This window comes from Hyphomonas sp. TMED31 (genome assembly GCF_002172815.1).
GTDB lineage: Bacteria > Pseudomonadota > Alphaproteobacteria > Caulobacterales > Hyphomonadaceae > Hyphomonas > Hyphomonas atlantica.
Window position 1 is genome coordinate 20,593 of record NZ_NHCK01000013.1, and the last position, 20,602, is coordinate 41,194.

The window sequence follows — 20,602 nt, forward strand, 5'->3', positions numbered from 1 at the left end:
ACGACAGCCATATCAGAGATTTGATCAAGACGAAATGGAGTCGAAAACAATGAGTATCGCCAAGTTCGAACATGTGAACGTAACGGTTCGCGACCCGAAGAAAACCGCTTCCATGCTGACGAAACTGTTCGGCTGGAAAGTGCGCTGGGAGGGGCCAGCGAAGTATGATGGATACACGGTGCATGTCGGCACGGACGAGGATTACATCGCGCTCTATGCCCTGCCCCAGCAGGACCAGCCGGAACAGGAAAGCTATTACCGGACAGGCGCCGTCAATCATTTCGGCATTCTGGTGGATGATCTGGACGCGACCGAGCGGAAGATCCTCGACGCCGGTTATCGCACCCACAGCCACCAGACCTATGACCCCGGCAGTCGCTTCTATTTCCACGACCATGACGACATCGAGTGGGAGGTTGTGAGCTATGCTTGACGGATTGATCCATTCCTACCTGGACGCGTTCGGCCAGGGCTGGCGACCGCGCGACGACTTCCCCGACACCGACTGGGACTCGCTTCTGCCCCGAAGCGCGCTAAGCTCTCCTCAAGACAAAACAGGAGAGACGGATGCCCATCAAACGCGTCGTCGCGGCGACAGTTCTGGCTATCGGATTATGCGCGTGCGCTACAGAGCCAGCACAGGATGAGACACGCATCGACGCGGATGCGACAGTNAAACACAAGAAAGTGGTGCGGATAGAGGTCCNCAAGCCGGATGAGGTGAGCCAGCCAGGGCCGGGTGACCGGATGCCGGCGGGCCGCCCACTTGGCACNCGCTCNTCNGTGGTGGCCCCCAANGGCGCGGCCGCAACAGCTCATCCCCTCGCCACGCAGACGGCACTTGATGTGCTAAAGGCAGGCGGTTCAGCGGTGGACGCNGCNATTGCCGCAAATGCNATGCTCGGCCTGGTCGAGCCGACCGGCAACGGCATNGGCGGCGATCTGTTTGCCATCGTCTGGGACCCGGAAACGCAGCAGCTCTACGGCTACAATGGCTCCGGTCGCTCGCCCTTGGGCGCGACATTGGACGACATGCAGGCGAAAGCCGACGAATTCATGCAAGGCGANGAGATTCCGCCCTTCGGCGCCGCGCCNGTGACNGTGCCNGGCACGGTCGATGGCTGGTACGCGCTGCATGACAAGTTCGGCAAGCAGCCGATGAACATGAACCTCGAACCGGCCATTCAGTACGCCCGTAACGGCGCGCCGATTCCTGAGGTCNTCGCCTATTATTGGGGCCGCAACGCAACGCGCCTGCAAGAAGCGGCTGACAGCGGCATGCTGGAAGAGTTCGACAATGCGAAGGCGACCTATTTCTCGCCCGCGCCGAAGGAAGGTAGCCTGTTCCGAAATCCTGACCTGGCCGACACGCTGGAGCGGATCGCTTACAAGGGCCGGAACGAATTCTATTCCGGCGAAACCGCCCACATCATGGGCGACTATTTCGAGCGGATCGGCGGCTTCCTGACCTATGAGGATTTTGCCGCCCATTCNGGNGNNNGGGNCGAGCCGATCTGTGTGACCTATCGCGGCGACTACAAGGTCTGCGAATTGCCGCCGAACACGCAGGGCATCGCGGCGCTTCAGATGTTACAAATGCTGGAACGGTTTGACCTGCGCGGCATGGGCTTCGGCTCGNCCGACAGCATCATGGCGCAGGTGGAAGCGAAACGGCTCGCCTTTGCAGACCGGGCGGCTGGCTATGCTGATCCAGAAACGTCCGGAATTGATCCCGCTATCTTTGTTCGCCCCGGCTACAATGCTGAACGGGCAGACAGGATTGACCTCGGTCAGGCGATGGCACCTCCTGCCCCCGGCTTCGCAGACGCAGATGCCAAGCTGAACGACGGCGACACCACCTATCTCACCGTCACCGACAAGGACGGCATGATGGTCTCCCTCATCCAGTCAAACTATCGCGGCATGGGCACAGGGCTCGTTGCGGATGGCCTCGGCTTCATGTTCCAGGACCGGGGCCAGTTGTTCAGCCTCGACCCGGCCCATCCGAACGTGTTCGAGCCGGGCAAGCGCCCCTTCCACACGATCATCCCCGCCTTTGCTTTCAAGAAGGACATGCCGGGCTGTCAGGTGCGCGCCGAACCGATCGAACAGGCCTGCCCGTTCGAGCCTTGGCTTAGCTTTGGCCTGATGGGCGGCGGCATGCAGCCGCAGGGCCATGTGCAGGTCATCCTGAACCTCGTCGATTTCGACATGGGCCTTCAGGAGGCCGGCGANGCCGCGCGCTGGGAACATGTCGGCGGCTGCGAGCCNACGGATGANCTNAANGGCGACNNNTGNGANANCGACATGGGCGTCGTGCATCTGGAAAGCGGCATCCCGCCGGAAACTCGCGCCGAACTGGAAGCGCGCGGTCACACGGTCGAGTGCTGCAAGGCGAATGCGGGCGGCTATCAGGCAATCATGCGCGACTTCGAAAGCGGCGCCTGGATTGCCGCCACCGAAATGCGCAAGGATGGCAGCGCGGATGGGTACTAGCCGTCTCGCTCCTCTCCCATTAGGGAGAGGGGCATGACGACGAAATTTGCCCCAGAAGCCCCGGCCGATTGTCCTCTTTGCCCTCGCCTTGTGGCGTATCGGGAAGAGGTCGCGGCGAAAGAGCCGGATTGGTTCAACGGCGCCGTGCCGAGCTTCGGGCCGGAGGATGCCGAATTGCTGATCATCGGCCTTGCACCCGGCGTGACCGGGGCAAACCGGACGGGCCGACCATTCACCGGCGACTGGGCCGGGGACCTGCTCTACGCGACCATCGACAAGTTCGGCTACTCGACCGGCACTTATGATGCGCGGCCGGATGACGGGCTGGAACTGAAGCGCGCCATGATCACCAATGCTGTGCGCTGTGTGCCTCCGCAGAACAAGCCGGTTGGCGCGGAGATCAACCAGTGTCGGCCTTTCCTGTCAGCGCGCATCGCGGCGCTGCCAAAGCTGAAGGCCATGATCTGCCTCGGCAAGATTTCCCATGATTCCACGGTGCGGACGCTGGGGCTGAAGCTGAAGGATTACCCCTTCGGCCACGGCACGCATTATGATGTGGAGTTCGCAGGTCGGCCGCTGGCGCTGATCTCGTCCTATCATTGCAGCCGCTACAACACGAATACCGGCCGCCTGACTCCGGAGATGTTCGAGGGTGTGTTCGCATTGGCAAAGGGCGTGACCGATACGGCCTAAGGGAGTTGCCATCGAAGCGTTTTCCGTTTATCGATAATATTGTTATTCGATAAGGGGATGCCCGATGCCTAGATATGCNGTTCCGCTGCTCACATGCGTTTTNGCATTGGTTTTTCTCGGCACAGGTGTCGCGCATGCTGCAAAGCTCGAAGTTGATCCGGACGCGCCCCTATGGATCAAACTTGCCACGGACGCCCTGCTTTATGCCCATATTGGTGGCGGCGCGGTGGGGCTCGTATCCGGCGTCGCAGCGATTGCAGCGCGTAAAGGGCAAGCCTTGCACCGCCTTGNGGGGAAAGTCTTCTTCGTTTCGATGTTCGTCACCTATCTGATTGGTGCGGGCGTTGCGCCGTTCCTTGAGGAGGGCCAACGACCGAACTTCGTGGCAGGTATTCTCGCCTTGTACCTGCTCATCACAGCTTTGATCACAGTTCGCCAGCGTGGGCCTGTCCGAACCAACTGGCGGCATTATGTAGGACTGGCGACGGCGCTCGGCATAACGCTGATGGGCGTGGTGTTCATGTATATGGGCGCGAACAGCGCAACCGGCACCGTGGATGGCTCGCCGCCCCAGGCCTTCATNCTGTTCATTGTNGCTGGCAGNATCGCCGCNTTCGGCGAATTGAATGTGATCCTGCGACAGGCGCTGTCCTACACGGCGCGCATTTCCCGCCACCTCTGGCGCATGTGTTTCTCGATGTTCATTGCATCCGGCTCACTTTTCCTGGGGCAGCCGCAAGTGTTTCCCGAAGGCTTCAACCAGACCGCCTGGCCGTTCCTGCTGGCGTTTGCGCCCTTGATCGCNCTGATTGTCTGGCAAGGCCTGCTGAGGCTTCGNGGCAGNAAACTTCGCNCTGCCTGAGAGGTAGGCCTCAGCCCTCTTTCANAATCCGCGCCTTTTGTCGTTGCCAGTCGCGTTTGGCCTCAACTTCGCGCTTGTCATGGCTCTTGCGGCCGGTCGCAAGGCCGATGAGGAGCTTGGCCAGGCCGCGCTCGTTGAAATAGAGCTTCAGCGGCACAATCGTGCGCCCGGCCCGATCTACGGATTGGGACAGCTTCGCAAGTTCGCGCTTTGACACGAGCAGCTTCCGCTTGCGCTTCGGCTCATGGTTGAACCGGTTGGCAGCATTGTAGATCGGGATATCCGCATTGATCAGGTAGAGCCCACCATCTTCCGGGCTGACATAGGCTTCGGCGATATTCGCTTTGCCCTGGCGCAGGGATTTAACTTCTGAGCCAACCAGCATGATGCCAGCCTCCAGCGTGTCCTCAACCGCATAATCGCGGCGAGAGCGGCGGTTCTCCGCGACCAGCCCATCCGAGCGGCCCTTTGTCTGACTCTTCTTTGCCATCGCCCTGATTTAGGCGTTCAAACCCGCAAGCGCCATGGCCTGATCAATTTCGGCCCGCTTTTCTGCAGATGGCGCNGTGATCGGCAAGCGCACCTCATCGGTGCAAAGCCCCAGTTTCGACAAGGCATATTTGGCCGGCCCCGGCGAAGGCGAGCAGAACATCGCCTTGTGCAGCGCGATCAGCTTGCGCTCAATGGCGCGGGCTTCGTCCAGGTTTCCGGCGTGGAAAGCCTTGTGCATCGCGGCGCAGGCCTCCGGCATGACGTTCGCGGTGACNGAGATGCAGCCCATCCCGCCCATGGCGAGATAGCCGAGCGCGCTTGGATCATCGCCTGACAATTGAACGAATTGTGTGCCCTCAGGGATCGCTGCCATGTGCTGGCTGACACGCTCCATGTCGCCAGTCGCATCCTTGATNCCGACAATATTCGGCAGCTGGGCGAGGCGCGCGACGGTGTCTGGCGCCAGATCAACGACTGTGCGGCCGGGAACGTTGTATAGCAGCACCGGCATCGCCACGGCATCGTTGATGGCGCGGAAATGNGCCTCAAGGCCATCCTGATTGGGATTGTTGTAGTAAGGGCAGACGACAAGCGCTGCGTCAGCGCCGACCGTCTTGGCATGTTCGACCAGTTCGATCGCCTCATCTGTGGCGTTGGCCCCGGCCCCGGCAATCACGGGCACGCGGCCTTTGGTAATTTCAACACAAAGCGTTACGACATCTTTATGCTCTTGCGTTGAAAGTGTGGATGTCTCGCCCGTGGTGCCGACCGGCACAAGTGCACTGGAACCGCCCTGAATCTGGCGCTCTACCAGTGCAACAAATGCGTCCCGGTCAACGGCCCCATTCTTGAAGGGGGTNACGAGTGCTGGGATTGAGCCATGGAACATCGTAAATTTGCCGCGATTCAGGTGTTGTTTGGTTTGATCGAATATAAATCGCCAATGCCTTCTCACGCTTTGGCCAAGAAATAAACTCTGCTGAGCCGTTTCATGATGCGACCTGTTGCCATTATTGCCTCACTTGCCGCCCTGTCCCAGGCCGCTGCGGCGGCTGCGGTGCCGGANACCCCCAGCCTGAAACCTGACCGTCCTTACGTGTCGTCGGTCACGGACACCCGGAATGCCGAAATNCTGCACAAGGCATTGCGCGCGGCCGATGGATACGATTGGCCCGCGGTAGCACATTTGCAGACACAGGCCTCTGACGCGGATGTTCGGAANCTCATCATGTGGATCCGGGCGAGCCGCGGCGTGCCTGGCATGAATTTTTCGGAAGTATCCTTNGCGCTCGACAAACTCGAAGACTGGCCGAAACGCACATCNATGCGGCGCCGGGCCGAGGANATCATCAGCGAATCTTCCTACAGCCACAAGGAACGCATCGACTGGCTGACCGAGTCCGGCCCAATCACGGGCGCAGGCAAAATCGCCCTNGCCGACAGTTGGCGCGCCATTGGTGAGCCGGGCAAGGCGCTGGAAGCCGTCCGCGACGCCTGGCACAACAATTCCCTGGAACGCGCGGTGGAACGCGAAGTGCTGGCCACGTACGGCAAACAACTTACACAGGANGACCACCGTGCGCGCGTGGAATTCCTGCTCTGGACCAATCAGCGCACGGCCGCATCAAACCTGAAATACCTGCTGACAAACGACTATCGAAAGCTGGTTGATGCCCGCATCGGTCTGGCGGCCCGCTCCCGTAATGTGGATGCGCTGGTCGACGCNGTGCCGTCCCACCTGCAGGACAATCCCGGCCTTCTTTATGAGCGTGCCAAGTGGCGTCGCCAGAAGTTGCGCAATCAGGACGTAGCAACCCCGCTGCTGACAGGCATTGATGGGAATGAGGTTCCCGAAGCTGGCCGCTCCCGGCTNTGGGACGANCGCAACATCGCCATNCGCACTGANNTGAAGGACGGCAACTGGTCCCGCGCATATCAGCTCGCCTCACCTCATGGCATGGATAGCGGCGGTGACTTTGCTGAAGCCGAATGGGTCTCCGGCTGGATTGCCCTGCGCCTCAACAATGATGCCGATCGCAGCTTGCAGCATTTCGAAACGATGGCCGATGGCGTGTCGACCCCGATCAGCGTCGCCCGTGGCAAATATTGGGCAGGCCGGGCACGGGATGCGCTTGGTCAGTCTGATGCTGCGCGAACCGACTACACAGCGGCGGCAGAACATAAATTCACTTATTACGGTCAGCTGGCTGCGGAACGTCTTGAGGACAAGAAGCTCTCCTTCCCCAAAACCACCGAGCCGACAGCTGAAGAGATCGAAGCGTTCGAGTCACGCCCCATGGTTGCAGCCCTTCGCCTGCTCGGTGAAAGCGGAGAGGAGCGCCTCTTCCGCGAGTTCGCATACCATCTGGACGATCTGCTGGAAACGGAAGCGGAATACCTGCTGCTNGCCCGTCTTGCGACGGAGTACCAGGTGCCNGATGTCGGCGTTCGTGGCGCAAAAGCCGGACTTGCCAAAGGCATCGTCTCGACAGATGCCGCCTATCCGGTCGTTGCCTATCCCTTGCTGCGAGAGCCACAAGTGGAGCGCCCGCTAATGCTCGCCCTGTCTCGACAGGAAAGCGAGATGAACCCCAATGCGATCAGCCATGTTGGCGCGCGCGGCCTGATGCAGTTTATGCCGGCAACCGCCCGCAACGAGGCTCGTTTGCGCGGCTTGCCCTATCGTACATCCTGGCTGACGGATGATCCGGGTTACAACATGACGCTGGGCGGACAGCATCTCGATACGCTGCTCTCCCGGTTCAATGGCAGCTACATCATGACCGCNGCGGCCTACAATGCCGGNCCTAGCCGTCCGCGCCAGTGGATCAAGGATTATGGTGATCCGCGTACGGGCCAAGTCGATCCGATTGACTGGGTTGAGTTCATCCCGTTCTCGGAAACCCGGAATTATGTCCAGCGTGTCCTTGAGAACACACAGGTCTATCGTCATCGCCTGATTGGTGAGCCTGTCGAGATCAAGATCGAGGAAGACCTCGAACGCGGCAGACAATAACACCCGGCCTCCTGTTAGCGATATCGCGATTCATGACGACGCCAGAGCCCCTGCTCTGACGGTACAATTCATCGCATATACTTTGCTTCGCAGATAGAGATGATGCTGGTGTTCGCGACGTGCCACCTCGCGTCGCTCCTCCGGTCCCACGCTCACCGATTTTAGCCGATGCGCCAACAAGGAATGGTTATGCAATCCATTTCCGTCGCGGCACGCCCCCATATTTCAATAACAGCAGGCTTGACAAGAAACACGGCCCGATTGAGAAGCTTGCTTAATAAAACTTACAGATAGAAATCGGGAGGAAGTAAGTTATGGCGCAAACGCGTTTGACCAAAGGCGTGCTTTATTCAGCCGTCGCTTCGGCAGCCATTGGCATGTTCATGCCCGCCGCCAGTTGGGCACAGGAAGACACCACCACAGCATCCGAGTCGGGCCAACTCATGCTGGACGAATTGGTCATCACCGCGCGTAAACGCGAAGAGAGCCTGCAGGATGTTCCGATCGCCGTGACCGGTATTGGTGGAGACCAGCTTCGCGATGAACAGATTACGGACCTTTCCGAGATCGCACTCCANGTTCCGAGCTTCACGTTCCAGTCTCAGAACAGCATGGAATCGGAGATGTTCATCCGGGGCGTTGGATCCGTTCGCCTGAATGGCGCTACGGCTGACCCATCAATCGGCACATTTCTCAACGAAGTTTATGTCGGTCGTCGCGGCTCTGCCACGCCTCCCATCTTCGACCTGTCCCGCGTAGAAGTTCTGCGCGGACCGCAAGGCACTCTTTTCGGCAAGAACATTGTCGGCGGTGCCATCAACCTTATCACGGCCGCGCCGCAGGATGAGTTTGACGCGGGTGGTTCCGTATCAATCGGCAACTATTCCAGTGTCCTCGCCGAAGGCTTTGTCACAGGTCCGGTGACTGACACGGTCTCCGCGCGCCTCGCCCTGTTCCGCGAAACCCATGATGGCTACGCGAAGAATATCGTCACTGGCCAAGACCTTGAAGACAAGGACTCCACAGCCGGACGCCTTTCGCTGAATTGGGATGCGTCGGATACAGTATTCGTGTCCGTTGTCGCAGATTACAGTCAGGATCGCGCCGGCGGCCCGTCCCGTCACGCNGTCGACGATCCGAAAACACCCGGCTTTGGCTTCATCACGCCGAACATTCCGGAAGATCCACGCGTCAACGTTTCCCCCTATGATCAGTACGCTGACCGCGATACGGCTGGCCTGACTGGCCGTGTCGAATGGGACATCGGCGAAATGTCGCTCGTCTATCTGGCCGCCTACCGCTATGGACAAGGCGATGGCCGCTGGACCCAAGCCGGTGCGGCGTCCCCGCCATCCATCACGGATAGTACGCTGACCCAGCACGAACTGTACCAAGGCGTCACGCAAGAACTTCGCCTCGCATCTTCGCAGGACAACGCATTCCGTTGGGTGGCAGGTCTCTACTATCTCGATGAAAACGTGAAACGCGTTTCCCGGAACACAGCCACATCCTTCCTGCCGGGCGGCCCAGGCGGCACGCGGGACTCCCTTGATGGCGACAACATCTATCTCGGCTACAGCGACACGGCCAGCTACGCAGCCTTTGGTGAAGTCGAGTACGATATCACGCCTGANGTGACGCTTGCNGTTGGCGGCCGCTTTACGCACGACAAGAAAGATCTCGACACGCGCGCGGTGATTCTGGACTACGGCCTGCCGGGCGACATCCTGTCTCCAGCCCCGCTACAGGAAGAATATGATGTCGTGCAAAGNGAGGAATGGTCTGANTTCACNCCTAAAGTGGCGGTNAACTGGACCCCGACCGAAGACGCNCTCATCTACGCTTCGTACGCCAGCGGCTACAAAGGCGGCGGATGGCAGGGTGCGACGGCAAACGCTGTTGCAGCGGCCACACCCTATGATCCGGAATCGGCATCTACATACGAGATTGGTCTGAAGGCCGAATGGTTCAACAACCGCCTACGCACCAACCTTGCTGCATTCTACACGGACTTCACCGACCTCCAGGTAGAATTGCTGGACGATGTCAATCTGACGCTTGTCGTGGCCAACGCCGCCGACGCCGCGATCAAGGGTGTCGAGTATGAAGTACGTGTCCTGCCGACGGAATGGCTGACGCTCTTCGCGGCCGGATCCTTCCTCGACACAGAGTANAAAGACTATATCGACCCTCTGCGCGGCATCGACTACAGCGGGAACCAGCTTCAGAGAACGCCTGACTTCCAGTACACGATTGGCGCGGACATTGATCACCGTCTGACAGACANTCTGAACTTCATTGCGGCNCTGAACTACTCCTATCAGGACCANATGTTCTGGGGCCCGGACAATCACAATGAAGANCCAGGCTANGGCCTCCTCAACGGCCGTATTGGCATCGCAGCTGCCGATGGCCGCTGGACGGCAACGATCTGGGGCAAGAACATCTCTGATGAGCTTTATCGCGTCAGCATCATTCCGTTTGCAGGTGATGAAGTGTCGCTCTATGGCGCACCGGAGACCTACGGCGTTCGTTTCTCGGCACGCTACTANATCTCATCTGAGCANNTGAAGAATGGGCGATACGACCGGCGGTTGTATCGCCCTTTTTACGTCTAGCGCGCTGGAACATGCGCAGCGATAAGGCGCGGCCCATCAGCTGCAAAGGCGCGCTCAAGCGCCGCGTCAAACTCTTCAGCTGTTGTCGCATTCGCCGCCGGTACGCCTTGGGCTTCTGACAGTTTCACCCAATCAATCTCCGGATGGCCAAGGCCAAGCAGTTCCTGAGCCGCCGGGCCGGGATTGCCNGCGCCAGTCCGCGCAAGTTCGATGTTCAGAATGCGGTAGGAATGGTTGACGAACACNACATTGACCACGTTCGCGCCCTCCCGNGCCATGCTCCANAGCGCCTGATTTGTATACATGCCTGCGCCGTCACCGGTGATGCAAAGGGTCTTGCGGTCAGGCGCGGCAAGTGATGCGCCCAACGCGAGCGGCATTCCTTGGCCGATGGCACCACCGGTCAGCATCATCCAGTCGTGCGGGCGGGCACGCTGCGTCATCAGAAAGCTCGGCAGTCCATTGGAAACGCCATCGTCCGAAACGAAACACCCTTCTGGCATGTGACGCGCAATGGACGCACCGATGGCAGCCGCGTTGAGTGCACCAGTCGGCGCACCCGGCACATCGAGCTCTGCAACAGGGGCCGCCTCTTTCGTACCGAGTGCGTCCGCCAAGGCTGCCAGGATCGCGGCGCTATCGGTATCCGGCCCGCCAATCACCATCGGTGCGCAGCCTTCAGGGACGAGAACACTCGGCTTGCCCGGATACGCGAAAAACGCCACAGGCACTTGCGTGCCAGCAATCAACATCAGATCCGAACCTTCCAGATCCGCCATTGCGCCTTCGGCAAAGTATTGCATCCGGTCCGGCACGAAGCGACCGGCCCCACGCGCCTGACGCGGGAAGAAGGTGTCGGTGAGCACACGGATTCCGGCCGCCTTTACCCGCGCTGCCTGCGCCAGGCCTGCCTCGGTCAAGGCTGTGCCGTTTATGATGATCACGGGCTTGCTGGCGGATTTCACCGCCGCGGCGGCGGCATCGATGCGCGCCGGATCTGGTGCCCGCAAGGATGGCCGTGCACGTGTGGCGCCCGGCTTGCCACCTTCCAGCCAAGCCGTGTCAGCAGGCAGGATCAGTGACACAGGGCCGGGCTCTGGTCCGAAGCTCGCTTCCCAGGCTTGCGCGGCAAGTTCGCCCGCCTGCGCAACCGTATCAGCCGATTTGATCCAACGGGAATTCGGCCCCGCCATTCCAACCACATCAGACGCCAGCGGGGCGTCAAAGCGCTGGTGTGGAACGGCATGGTCTCCGATCACATTGACCATCGGCGTCCAGGCCCGGCGTGCATTGTGGATATTGGCACCACCATTCAGATACCCAGCGCCGAGGTGCAACAGCGTCATGGCCGGGGCGCCCGTTACACGCGCATGACCATCGGCCGCCCCTGTTGCCACACCCTCAAACAGGCAGAGCGTCGACTTGATACGTGGCTCATGATCCAACGCAGTAACAAGGTGCATCTCCGATGTGCCCGGATTGGCAAAGCAGGCGGTCACCCCATGATCGGCCAGCGTGGAAACAAGCGCTTCCGCACCCGTCATGGTTTTTATTGGCTGGTCAGTCATCCGGTATCCCTTTTTGTTTTGTCTGGTTTGAGCTGGTTAAAGGATCAGAAGATTGTCAGGCAGGTCGCCCGTATCCTTATAGAGAATATCCACCTGGTCTTGCCGCAAGGCCTGCGTACGGGACTGGTTGATGTATCCTTTCTCCGTGATCTCTCCATTATCCGCCAGCGGAGCGGTAGCCTGCAACAGGACCCGCGCTACGCGTGCCGAAACATTTGGATGCGCCTTGTTGTGCACCGCCAGTCCCGCGCTGATTTTTTCATGCACTGCTGGGTGCCGGATCAGCTCTTCTATGGACAGGTCATCGCCGACAAGCCGCTTGCACCATGCTTCATTCACAAAACCCAGAAGCCGGATGTCATTCTGATTCAGGCCACAAACGACTGCATCAGACAGCGCGCCACCTGTCGCTGCAACGGCCTGTACACGCACAGTTCCCGCAGACACCCATGTGCCGTTTGCCAGCTTGAACTCCTCGGCGGTGCGGCCGTCAAACGCAAGCCCGCGCTCTGGCGCATCCGGGTCTACAAACTTCACCGCATCACCAAGCTTGTAGAAGCCTTCTTCGTCAAACGCCTCCTTTGTCTTCTCCTCATTGCGGAAATAGCCCGGCGTGACATTCACGCCTTTTACGCGCAATTCCATCTTTTCCGCATTCGGCACCATCTTGAACGTGTTGCCCGGCAGGGGCAGACCAATCAGGCCCATCCGGTCATTCGGCCAATGCACGTTTGACGCAGTCGGTGCCGTCTCGGTTGCACCATACCCGGCAGACAGGGAAATGCGCTCGCCGGTGATACGCACAGCAACCGCCTGAATGCGCTCATAAATGTCTTGCCCCATGGATGCGCCACCATAGGCCATGCAGACGAGACGCCTGAAAAACACCTCCGCCAGCTGATCATCACGCTCCAACTCGGTGGCCAGCGCCGCCCACGCTGCGGGGACAGTCGTATGCTGGGTTGTGGAAACCTCTTTCAGATTTCGTAACATTTCTGGCAGGCGGGCGGGCGTCGGCGCGCCCTGGTCAATGTAGAGCGTCCCGCCCCAATCGAGCATATTGTGCAGGATGGAATGCGCGCCGTAAGTATGGCTCCACGGCAGGAAGTTGCACATCACCTGAGGCCCGCCGGTCATCTCGTCCAGACGTTCTTCATCCCAGACCGATCGGATCATGCGGGCATTGGACGACACCATGCCTTGCAGGTTAATGACGGCTTTCGGTTCTCCGGTGGAGCCGGACGTCATCATGTACTTCGCGACCGTGTCCGGAGTCAGCCGGTCATACGCCGCTTGCACCGCCTCGGTTGGCGCGCGCATGAACTGCTCCAGCCGGACTGCATCACAGCGCTCTGGTGCACGTCCGCTATAGATGACCAGCCGCCCCTGAAGATCCAGCCCGTCCAAAGCGCGCTGATAGTCTGCGCCATCCTCGACATAGATGAATTTGGGCTGCGTCAGGCCATCAATGTATTTGAGGCGCCCCAGGTCTTCGCTGAGCAGCGCATAAGCTGGGGTCACGGGCACCGCCGGGCTGCCGGCCCACATCGCGGCATACATCACCAGCGCGTTGGCGATAGAGTTGCGTGACAGGATCATCAGCGGCGCATCTTGCCCGGCGCCGGCATCCAGAAACCCCTGAGCAAGACGGCGCACCGCGTCCAGCCCGGCAGCATAAGTCAGCGTATTCCAGCCTTCCGCAGCCGGATTCTCCGGGTCGCGTTCAGCCAGCCAGACCGTATCCGGGCGATGTTCTGCCCAATGCACCAGTGGCGCCAGCATGTGCGACGGACAGGCCTTCAGCGGCTGACCATTATCCAGATAGATCGTGCCATCCGGTCTGCGGTCTACGTTTAGCTTTTGAGGAAGGTAAGGAACTTCGCGGAAGGGTATGTCCGACGTATCTGGCATGATGTGAGCGTTTCTTCCCGTATGTTTTTATCTTTCCGGTTATTCAAACCCCGGTGTCGGAATATGGATCACTTCTCCGCAATGCTTGCAATGCACCGCGTCACGTTCATGAAAGCGCAGACCGCACTCTTCGCACTCCTGCTCCACCTTGTCGCGCGGCTCCACAATGGTTCGCAGCAATTGCAAGAATAGGGTCAGGCCGAGCACCATAACGATGATGGAGAGCAACCGCCCACCGGGGCCTACCATCAAGACATCACCATATCCGGTCGTCGTCAGGCTGGTCACCGTGAAATAGAGCGCATCGATATAGGTGTGTATGCCATCATTGATCCCGACCTGCGTGGAGTAGACCAGGGCAGCCATGATGAAGACAAACACGACCAGATTGGTCACTTTGTCGATGATCCGCTCATGCCGCTGGAAAAAGGGCGTCAGAACCTTCACGCGCTTGATAAATGTAAAGGCCCTGATGGCGCGCACCGCACGCAACACGCGTAGAAACGCGAAGTTCGACACAAGCAGCGGTGCAAACATGGTCACCACGACGACAAGATCCGCAATGTTTATGGGCCGGATGACAAAGTTCCATCGGTGCCGCGCAATGTAAAACCGCGCCAGCAGATCCGCGAGGATCACGCCGCCAATCACGTAGTCGATTGCAAAATGCGCGCGGTCCCGTTGGTCAAACGGGGCCCACAGGAAATAGCCGATCGTGATGAAATCAAACGCCAGCATGGCCCAGCGGAACAGGAACGGCCACCTGCCTGTGCCCTCATACAGCCAGAATAGAATCCGGTTCAGGCCCTTGCGCTCTTTCTTCATGCGCCCCGCTCCACCCACATCAGGTTCAGCTGATCGGCTCCAGCGTCTCGTTGAAGCGGACGGGCTGTCCGCCGCCCTTCTTCACGATCTCACCGTCGCGCATGACGAACCCGCCGCGAATGATGGTTGCAACGGGCCACCCTGTCGCCTCGAAACCATCATAGGGTGTCCATCCGCATTTGGACTTCGTCCAGTCATGCGTGATGGTTTCCTTGCGCTTCAGGTCTACCACCGTGAAGTCCGCATGATAGCCTTCCGCGATACGGCCCTTGTCTGCGAGCCCGAAGACACGCTGCGGCCCCGCGCTCGTCAATTCGACGAAACGCTGAAGGCTGAGCTTTCCGTTGTTCACATGGGTCAGCATCACCGGCACGAGCGTCTGCACGCCCGGCATGCCGGATGGTGAGGCGGGATAGGGGCGCTCCTTCTCCTCACGCGTATGTGGCGCGTGATCGGTCGCGAGTACATCCACGATCCCGGCATTCAGCGCCCGCCAGAGGGCGTCCTGATGGCGTTGTTCGCGCACGGGCGGATTTTGCTGGGCAAAGCCTTTGAGGCGCTCATAACAGTCGGGCGCAGCCAGCGTGAGGTGGTTCGGAAGGACTTCCACACTGGCCAGATCCTTCGCATCGCGCAGCAACTCCATTTCCTCAGCGGTGGAGATATGCAGCACGTGGATGCGTTTTCCGGTCTTGCGGGCAAGGCGCAACAAGCGGCGCGTAGAACTGACAGCGGCCTCAACATCGCGAACCACAATATGACTTTGCCAATCCCCCTGCACGGCCAGGCTGCGGCGTTCCTCGAGTCGATACTCGTCTTCCGAGTGGAATGCGGCGCGACGCTTGATAGCGCGCAGCACAGCTTCAACGCCTTCATCGTCCTGGATCAGCAAATCTCCGGTCGACGCGCCCATGAAGACTTTCACACCGCAACAACCGAGCATCTGCTCCATCTCTGGCAACACATCTGTGTTGTCATGTGTCGCGCCAGCATAGAACGCATGATCGGTATCCATCCGGCCCTTCGCGCGGGCCAGCTTGTCAGTCAACGCATCGGGCGTGATCGTGGACGGGTTTGTGTTCGGCATCTCGAACACGGCCACGACGCCGCCCAGCGCGGCAGAGCGGGCTTCTGTTTCGAGGTCGGCCTTGTGCTCCAGTCCCGGTTCCCTGAAGTGAACCTGGCTGTCGATCACACCGGGCAGAATGTGCAGGCCGGTTGCGTCATAGATTTCTCCGGCATCAACGCCGGTCAGGTCGCCGATATGGGCAATACGCTCGCCCTTCACGCCGATGTCGGTTTGCGCCATGCCGCCGGGAGAAACGACGGTGCCGCCTTTCAGGATCAGATCATAGGTCATGGCAAATGGGGTGTGACTCCGCGCGGCCTAAGTCAAGTGTGGTTTTCCCGAGCCTTGAATGGAACGTCGGACTTGAGAAGCCACCTTGCCATACTTACAACAGGCAGATGAAACGCATTCTCCCCCATCGTGCCATCATTCGCCTGACCGGCCCTGATATGCTTCACCTGCTGGGCCGCACGGTCACACACTCGGTCGACAATTGGCAGACAGGCGAGATGCGGTACGGCGCGTTGCTGACGCCGCAAGGAAAGGTGATCGCCGACTACCTGGCCATGCTGTCCTTGGAAAACATCTATTTGGATGTCCATGTCGACGCGGCGGATGACCTCGAAAAGCGCTTGAAAATGTTCAGAATGCGCAATGATGTGACGATTGAACGGCTGACCGATGATGTCGTGACCGAAGGGAGTTGGGTGGACGTCAGGTCGCCGCAAATGCCGCATCGCGCAATCACGCCGTCGGGTGTCTCTGGAATCGATATGCCCGAACAGGAATGGCATGCCGCCCGGATCGCAGCCGGCGTTCCGGAATGGGGCTCAGACTATCGCGCAGCGGAAGTTTTCCCGACTGACATCAACATGGATATGATGTCGGGTATCGACTACAAGAAAGGCTGTTTCGTCGGTCAGGAAGTCGCCAGCCGCATGAAGCGCAAGGGCAAGATTCGCAAGCGCACCGTGAAGGTGACGGGTGAGGCCCTGGAAGCGGGCGCAGACATCGTCGCAGGCACCCCCATAGGCAGTCTCACCAGCGTGGCCGGATCAGTTGGACTCGCTCTGATCCGCACGGACCGGCTTGCCAAGGCTGAGCAGGATGGACTGACGTTCACCTGCAACGGCGCGTCTGTGACGTTCGAGCTCACGGAATGGCAACGCGCGGAGGTGGACAGTCACATCGCGGAGCCAGCCGGTGAGTGACACATATCCCTGCGCATGGGCCCCGCCGTCAGACGAGCTCTATCGGACCTATCATGACACCGAATGGGGCGTGCCGGAGCGCGATGGGCGCACGCTCTGGGAGAAACTGCAACTGGACGGCATGCAGGCCGGACTGGCCTGGATCACCATATTGCGCAAGCGCGACAGCATCCGCGAAGAGTTCGACAACTTCGACCCCGAAAAGCTCGCCCGCTGGACGCCCGCCCGCGCAGCCAAAGCGCTGAAAAACCCCGGCATCATCCGGAGCCCCAAAAAGGTCGACGCGGTGATCGGCAATGCTCAGGCATTCCTTGCGATGGAAGAATCAGGTGACAGCTTTTCCGACTATTGCTGGCAAATTGTGGGCGGCCAGCCCATTGTGAACCAGTGGAAACATTTCCGCGATGCGCCCACTCACACCGACTGGTCCGCTGCAATGTCAAAGGATCTCAAGAAACGTGGGTTCAAATTCGTGGGCCCAACGATCGTTTATGCATGGGCTCAGGCAGTTGGCATGGTCAATGACCATGATGTATCCTGTCCGCGACACAAGGCCGTTCAGGAGATGTGATTGATGAAAGCCTCAATGATTGCCGCTGCCCTTCTGGTCGCGGTGCCATTTCTCGCTGGCTGCGCAACGTCTTCAATGGACAAGGCAAACCGCGCCGAAGCCTGGAGCCGCTGCCGGACAGCCCCTGATCCTGACACGCGAGACCGGTGCATAGAAACAGAGATCGCGCTGCTTGAAGCGCGGCAGGAGCGAAATGCTGCATCCTACGCCGAAAGAATGAAAGCGGCGGAAGAACGCGAGGCCATAAACGAAGCTCAGGGTCTGCCCCGCGAAGCAGTTCGGGAAACGGTCGATTCCGGGCTACGCGCCCCAAAAGACTAAACAGCCTCGGTACTTGCAAATCACCGGAAGTTGACCAAACTTCCCGCAGACACAAACCATTGTAGAAAAATGCGATAACGGTCTGGGTTATCCGGATCGGACAAAGAGGGCAGGCATGAATACACCAGTCATTTCGGCGACAGGACTCTGGACGCCTCCCAACTCCATTTCCAACAAGGAATTGGTCGACAGTTACAATGTTTGGGCCGACAACTGGAACCGCGAGCGGGAAGCAGATATCGCCGCCGGCCTGCTGGAGCCAAAGACGCACTCATCGGTCGAATTCATCGAAAAGGCGTCCGGCATCAAATCCCGCTATGTGATGGACAAGACCGGCGTTCTGGATCCGGACATCATGGCTCCCCGTATTGCAGAGCGTCCGAACGAGCAGATTTCGGTCCTGGCCGAAATCGCTGTGAAGGCCGCCAAGGATGCGCTGGAGCGCGCCGGGCGCAAGCCCGAAGACGTGGACGCCGTGATCTGCGCCGCCTCAAACATGCAGCGCGCCTATCCTGCCATGGCCGTGGAAATCCAGGACGCGCTTGGATGTGGCGGTTTCGCATTCGACATGAACGTCGCCTGCTCTTCCGCAACCTTCGGCATCCAGACCGCAGCAGACTTCGTGCGCTCTGGCAGCGCCAAATCCGTCCTCATGGTCAACCCGGAAATCTGCTCGGGGCATCTGAATTTTACGGATCGCGACAGCCACTTCATCTTCGGCGACGTCGCAACGGCTGTCCTGGTGGAAGATGTCAGCATAGCGCCGGTCGGCCATTGGAAAATTCTCGGCACCAAGCTGAAGACGCAGTTTTCGAATAATATCCGGAACAATTTCGGCTTCCTGAACCGCGCCGCACCGGAAGGCATTGACGCGCCAGACAAGCTGTTTGTCCAGGAAGGGCGCAAAGTGTTCAAGGAAGTGGTGCCAATGGTTGCCACGATGATTGGGGAACAACTGGGCGAACTGAACATCGCCCCAACCGATTTGCGCCGCATGTGGTTGCATCAAGCGAACGCAAACATGAACCGCCTGATCTCGTCAAAGGTCTTGGGGAGAGAAGCAACCGACGAGGAAAGCCCGACCGTGCTGGACACCTATGCCAACACGTCTTCGGCCGGTTCCATCATCGCCTTCCACAAATATTCAGGCGACTTCAAGCCCGGCGATCGCGGTTTGATCTGCTCTTTCGGAGCCGGTTATTCCGCCGGAACCGTATTTGTGGAGAAAACGGCCTGAATCAGGCCCGGCCGGACTAATCGTCCAGATCGTCCATGAACATGTCGCCCCAGAGTATTTCCTTGCTGGCGCGAACGGCTTCAACGACAACAATGCTGCACCCTATGAGCAGGACCCCGAACGCAATGGTTTGGGAAGATACAACAGTCGTCAAAGAATCCAGCATGGTCACCTCACTTGCAGGAAAGGCGGCGAATCTCTGAACGCGGCCCTTGTTCATGAGACCCTTTTGCCCCAAACGCCTTAACAGCGCATTTGCCGATTGGGGCCAAAAAGGGACGAGTTCGTAACCGGAATGCCCTCGTTTCTTTACCTGTGTTTCCAAAGCTTTAAATAAGGTGGTGATGACCTCTCGCGTGAAGCAATCTGTTAAGGCCCCCCGCGTCTGGCAACGCATGTTGTCGGGTCGACGGCTTGACCTGGCCGACCCATCCCCAATGGATGTGGAAATCGAAGATATTGCCCACGGCCTTGCCCGGGTTGCCCGATGGAACGGGCAAACACGCGGTGAAAACGCATTCTCAGTGGCCGAACATTCTGTTCTGGTTGAAGATATCTGCCGCCGCCTTCAACCTGACCTGACACCGCAGCAACGCCTGACGGCGCTACTTCATGATAGTCCCGAATACGTGATTGGCGACATGATATCGCCCTTCAAGGCGCTACTGGGTGAAAGCTACAAGACCATCGAGGCCCGCCTGCAGGAAGCGATCCACATCCGCTTTGGTCTGCGGCCTGTTACTCCACAGAAGCTGAAGCGCCTGATCAAGAAAGCCGACCTCATCTGCGCCTGGGCAGAAGCGATTCAACTGGCGGGTTTCTCCGAAGACGAAGCAAACCGCTTGTTTGGAAAGCCGCCAGAAGGAACCAAGCTGAAACTTTCTCCGAAAGCGGTTCCAGATGCGCAAGCCGCGTTCATGAAGCGCTACGCACAGATCAACAAATTGCTGGAGCCCTCCTGATGCCGCTGTCATCGCCTTTGCTCATTGGACTGTCCGCCGTGATGGTTGCTGTCGAAGGCGACGCCCCCCGCGTATTGATCACCCAGCGCGAGACGGGCGAAGACGCCCTGCCCTTTGGTGCATTTGACCCGGACCGCCATCGCACGTTTGACCTGTCATTGCGGGGCTGGGTGCGTGAGCAAACCGGCTTTGAACTCGGCTATGTCGAGCAACTCTACACGTTTGGGGACAAGGATCGCGAAACCCCCGAAGCCACTCTGGCAGATTCAGCCCCGAATGCGCGCGTCATTTCGGTCGGCTACCTCGCCCTGACCCCAGAGCCCCGCCCCGCGGATGATTCCTTCGAGGCGCGGTGGCACTCCTGGTATCGATATTTTCCGTGGGAAGATCATCGCAGTGGCCGTCCAGCGCTGATCGATGCACACATTGCGCCCCGCCTGATGACGTGGGCCGCCGGGAATGAACGTCGGTTGGAACGTGCCCGCGCTGCTTTCGCTCTGGATGGAATCCGGTGGATTGAGGAGCGCGTTCTGGATCGTTACGAATTGCTGTATGAGGCCGGGCTTGTCATCGAATGCGCGCGCGATGCTGGCCTGCCAGAACCGGATGTCCGCCTCGGCGAGCCAATGGCCTCGGATCACCGGCGTATTCTGGCCACGGCAATTTCTCGTTTGCGCGGCAAGATCAAATACCGGCCAGTCGTTTTCGAACTGATGCCAGACAAATTCACTCTGTCGTCACTTCAGCGCG

The 20,602-nt window shown here is 59.3% G+C and carries 18 protein-coding genes and 1 pseudogene; 12 read left to right on the forward strand and 7 right to left on the reverse strand.

Annotated elements, in window-relative coordinates:
- Window positions 1-49 precede the first annotated feature (49 nt).
- The 4 genes and pseudogenes from CBB91_RS01725 to CBB91_RS01740 all read left to right on the forward strand — a co-directional run bounded on the left by CBB91_RS01725 (window position 50) and on the right by CBB91_RS01740 (window position 4,051).
- Complete coding sequence (locus CBB91_RS01725; protein WP_035552986.1) at window positions 50-433, forward strand: VOC family protein; 384 nt, start codon at window positions 50-52, stop codon at window positions 431-433.
- Window positions 434-567: 134 nt separating this feature from the next.
- Window positions 568-2,496 (forward strand): annotated as a pseudogene (locus CBB91_RS01730) (gamma-glutamyltransferase family protein).
- A 33-nt stretch (window positions 2,497-2,529) separates the two neighbouring features.
- On the forward strand, window positions 2,530-3,189 hold the full coding sequence (locus tag CBB91_RS01735; RefSeq protein WP_273011442.1) for a uracil-DNA glycosylase: 660 nt from the start codon (window positions 2,530-2,532) through the stop codon (window positions 3,187-3,189).
- 64 nt (window positions 3,190-3,253) lie between these two features.
- Window positions 3,254-4,051 carry a hypothetical protein gene (locus CBB91_RS01740; RefSeq protein WP_345906702.1) on the forward strand — a complete coding sequence of 266 codons (798 nt, stop codon included), beginning with the start codon at window positions 3,254-3,256 and terminating at the stop codon, window positions 4,049-4,051.
- 10 nt (window positions 4,052-4,061) lie between these two features.
- On the opposite strand, the gene smpB is transcribed toward CBB91_RS01740, so the two are convergent.
- Window positions 4,062-4,541: an SsrA-binding protein SmpB gene (gene smpB / locus CBB91_RS01745; protein ID WP_273011444.1), complete on the reverse strand. Its 480-nt coding sequence runs from the start codon at window positions 4,539-4,541 to the stop codon at window positions 4,062-4,064.
- A 9-nt stretch (window positions 4,542-4,550) separates the two neighbouring features.
- The gene (dapA, locus tag CBB91_RS01750) at window positions 4,551-5,432 is read right to left on the reverse strand and encodes a 4-hydroxy-tetrahydrodipicolinate synthase (protein ID WP_035552976.1); all 882 of its coding nucleotides are present in this window, start codon (window positions 5,430-5,432) and stop codon (window positions 4,551-4,553) included.
- A gap of 102 nt (window positions 5,433-5,534) precedes the next feature.
- Here dapA and CBB91_RS01755 point away from each other — a divergent pair, with 102 nt between their 5' ends.
- Both CBB91_RS01755 and CBB91_RS01760 read left to right on the forward strand, forming a co-directional pair.
- Entirely contained in the window at window positions 5,535-7,559 is a 2,025-nt protein-coding gene (locus CBB91_RS01755; protein WP_273011448.1) for a lytic transglycosylase domain-containing protein, read from the forward strand.
- 314 nt (window positions 7,560-7,873) lie between these two features.
- The gene (locus CBB91_RS01760) at window positions 7,874-10,177 is read left to right on the forward strand and encodes a TonB-dependent receptor (protein WP_273011451.1); all 2,304 of its coding nucleotides are present in this window, start codon (window positions 7,874-7,876) and stop codon (window positions 10,175-10,177) included.
- On the opposite strand, the gene CBB91_RS01765 is transcribed toward CBB91_RS01760, so the two are convergent.
- From CBB91_RS01765 to CBB91_RS01780, 4 genes are read right to left on the reverse strand one after another with little or no spacing between them, the layout of a single operon-like run.
- Complete coding sequence (locus CBB91_RS01765; protein WP_035553351.1) at window positions 10,174-11,721, reverse strand: acetolactate synthase large subunit; 1,548 nt, start codon at window positions 11,719-11,721, stop codon at window positions 10,174-10,176. The two genes, CBB91_RS01760 and CBB91_RS01765, sit on opposite strands and share 4 nt — an antisense overlap.
- 60 nt (window positions 11,722-11,781) lie before the next feature.
- Window positions 11,782-13,656 (reverse strand): feruloyl-CoA synthase, encoded by a 1,875-nt coding sequence (locus tag CBB91_RS01770; protein ID WP_273011454.1) that lies wholly within the window; start codon window positions 13,654-13,656, stop codon window positions 11,782-11,784.
- A gap of 39 nt (window positions 13,657-13,695) precedes the next feature.
- Window positions 13,696-14,481: an ion transporter gene (locus CBB91_RS01775; RefSeq protein WP_035552965.1), complete on the reverse strand. Its 786-nt coding sequence runs from the start codon at window positions 14,479-14,481 to the stop codon at window positions 13,696-13,698.
- Window positions 14,482-14,506: 25 nt separating this feature from the next.
- Window positions 14,507-15,841, reverse strand: a complete 1,335-nt coding sequence (locus CBB91_RS01780; protein ID WP_035552962.1) for a dihydroorotase — start codon at window positions 15,839-15,841, stop codon at window positions 14,507-14,509.
- Window positions 15,842-15,948: 107 nt separating this feature from the next.
- On the opposite strand from CBB91_RS01780, the gene CBB91_RS01785 reads away from it, so the two are divergent.
- From CBB91_RS01785 to CBB91_RS01800, 4 genes are all read left to right on the forward strand, one after another.
- Complete coding sequence (locus CBB91_RS01785; protein ID WP_273011456.1) at window positions 15,949-16,761, forward strand: folate-binding protein; 813 nt, start codon at window positions 15,949-15,951, stop codon at window positions 16,759-16,761.
- Window positions 16,754-17,332, forward strand: a complete 579-nt coding sequence (locus tag CBB91_RS01790; protein WP_273011457.1) for a DNA-3-methyladenine glycosylase I — start codon at window positions 16,754-16,756, stop codon at window positions 17,330-17,332. Before CBB91_RS01785 ends, CBB91_RS01790 begins: the two co-directional genes overlap by 8 nt.
- A 3-nt stretch (window positions 17,333-17,335) precedes the next feature.
- Window positions 17,336-17,653 (forward strand): hypothetical protein, encoded by a 318-nt coding sequence (locus tag CBB91_RS01795; RefSeq protein ID WP_273011459.1) that lies wholly within the window; start codon window positions 17,336-17,338, stop codon window positions 17,651-17,653.
- A gap of 115 nt (window positions 17,654-17,768) precedes the next feature.
- Entirely contained in the window at window positions 17,769-18,890 is a 1,122-nt protein-coding gene (locus CBB91_RS01800) for a beta-ketoacyl-ACP synthase III (RefSeq protein ID WP_035552954.1), read from the forward strand.
- A gap of 16 nt (window positions 18,891-18,906) precedes the next feature.
- Here CBB91_RS01800 and CBB91_RS01805 read toward each other — a convergent pair whose 3' ends face one another.
- Entirely contained in the window at window positions 18,907-19,056 is a 150-nt protein-coding gene (locus CBB91_RS01805) for a hypothetical protein (RefSeq protein WP_162175989.1), read from the reverse strand.
- Window positions 19,057-19,234: 178 nt separating this feature from the next.
- Here CBB91_RS01805 and CBB91_RS01810 point away from each other — a divergent pair, with 178 nt between their 5' ends.
- Window positions 19,235-19,852, forward strand: a complete 618-nt coding sequence (locus CBB91_RS01810; RefSeq protein WP_273241083.1) for an HD family hydrolase — start codon at window positions 19,235-19,237, stop codon at window positions 19,850-19,852.
- A partial coding sequence (locus CBB91_RS01815) for an NAD regulator (RefSeq protein WP_273011462.1) occupies window positions 19,852-20,602 on the forward strand: 751 nt, incomplete at its 3' end. The genes CBB91_RS01810 and CBB91_RS01815, both read left to right, overlap by 1 nt.

Coding starts and splice junctions, on each gene's coding strand:
- CBB91_RS01725 (WP_035552986.1), top strand. CDS start 50: ATGAGTATCGCCAAGTTCGAACATGTGAACGTAACGGTTCGCGACCCG.
- CBB91_RS01735 (WP_273011442.1), top strand. CDS start 2,530: ATGACGACGAAATTTGCCCCAGAAGCCCCGGCCGATTGTCCTCTTTGC.
- CBB91_RS01770 (WP_273011454.1), bottom strand. CDS start 13,656: ATGCCAGATACGTCGGACATACCCTTCCGCGAAGTTCCTTACCTTCCT.
- CBB91_RS01775 (WP_035552965.1), bottom strand. CDS start 14,481: ATGAAGAAAGAGCGCAAGGGCCTGAACCGGATTCTATTCTGGCTGTAT.
- CBB91_RS01780 (WP_035552962.1), bottom strand. CDS start 15,841: ATGACCTATGATCTGATCCTGAAAGGCGGCACCGTCGTTTCTCCCGGC.
- CBB91_RS01785 (WP_273011456.1), top strand. CDS start 15,949: ATGAAACGCATTCTCCCCCATCGTGCCATCATTCGCCTGACCGGCCCT.
- CBB91_RS01795 (WP_273011459.1), top strand. CDS start 17,336: ATGAAAGCCTCAATGATTGCCGCTGCCCTTCTGGTCGCGGTGCCATTT.
- CBB91_RS01800 (WP_035552954.1), top strand. CDS start 17,769: ATGAATACACCAGTCATTTCGGCGACAGGACTCTGGACGCCTCCCAAC.
- CBB91_RS01805 (WP_162175989.1), bottom strand. CDS start 19,056: ATGCTGGATTCTTTGACGACTGTTGTATCTTCCCAAACCATTGCGTTC.
- CBB91_RS01810 (WP_273241083.1), top strand. CDS start 19,235: ATGACCTCTCGCGTGAAGCAATCTGTTAAGGCCCCCCGCGTCTGGCAA.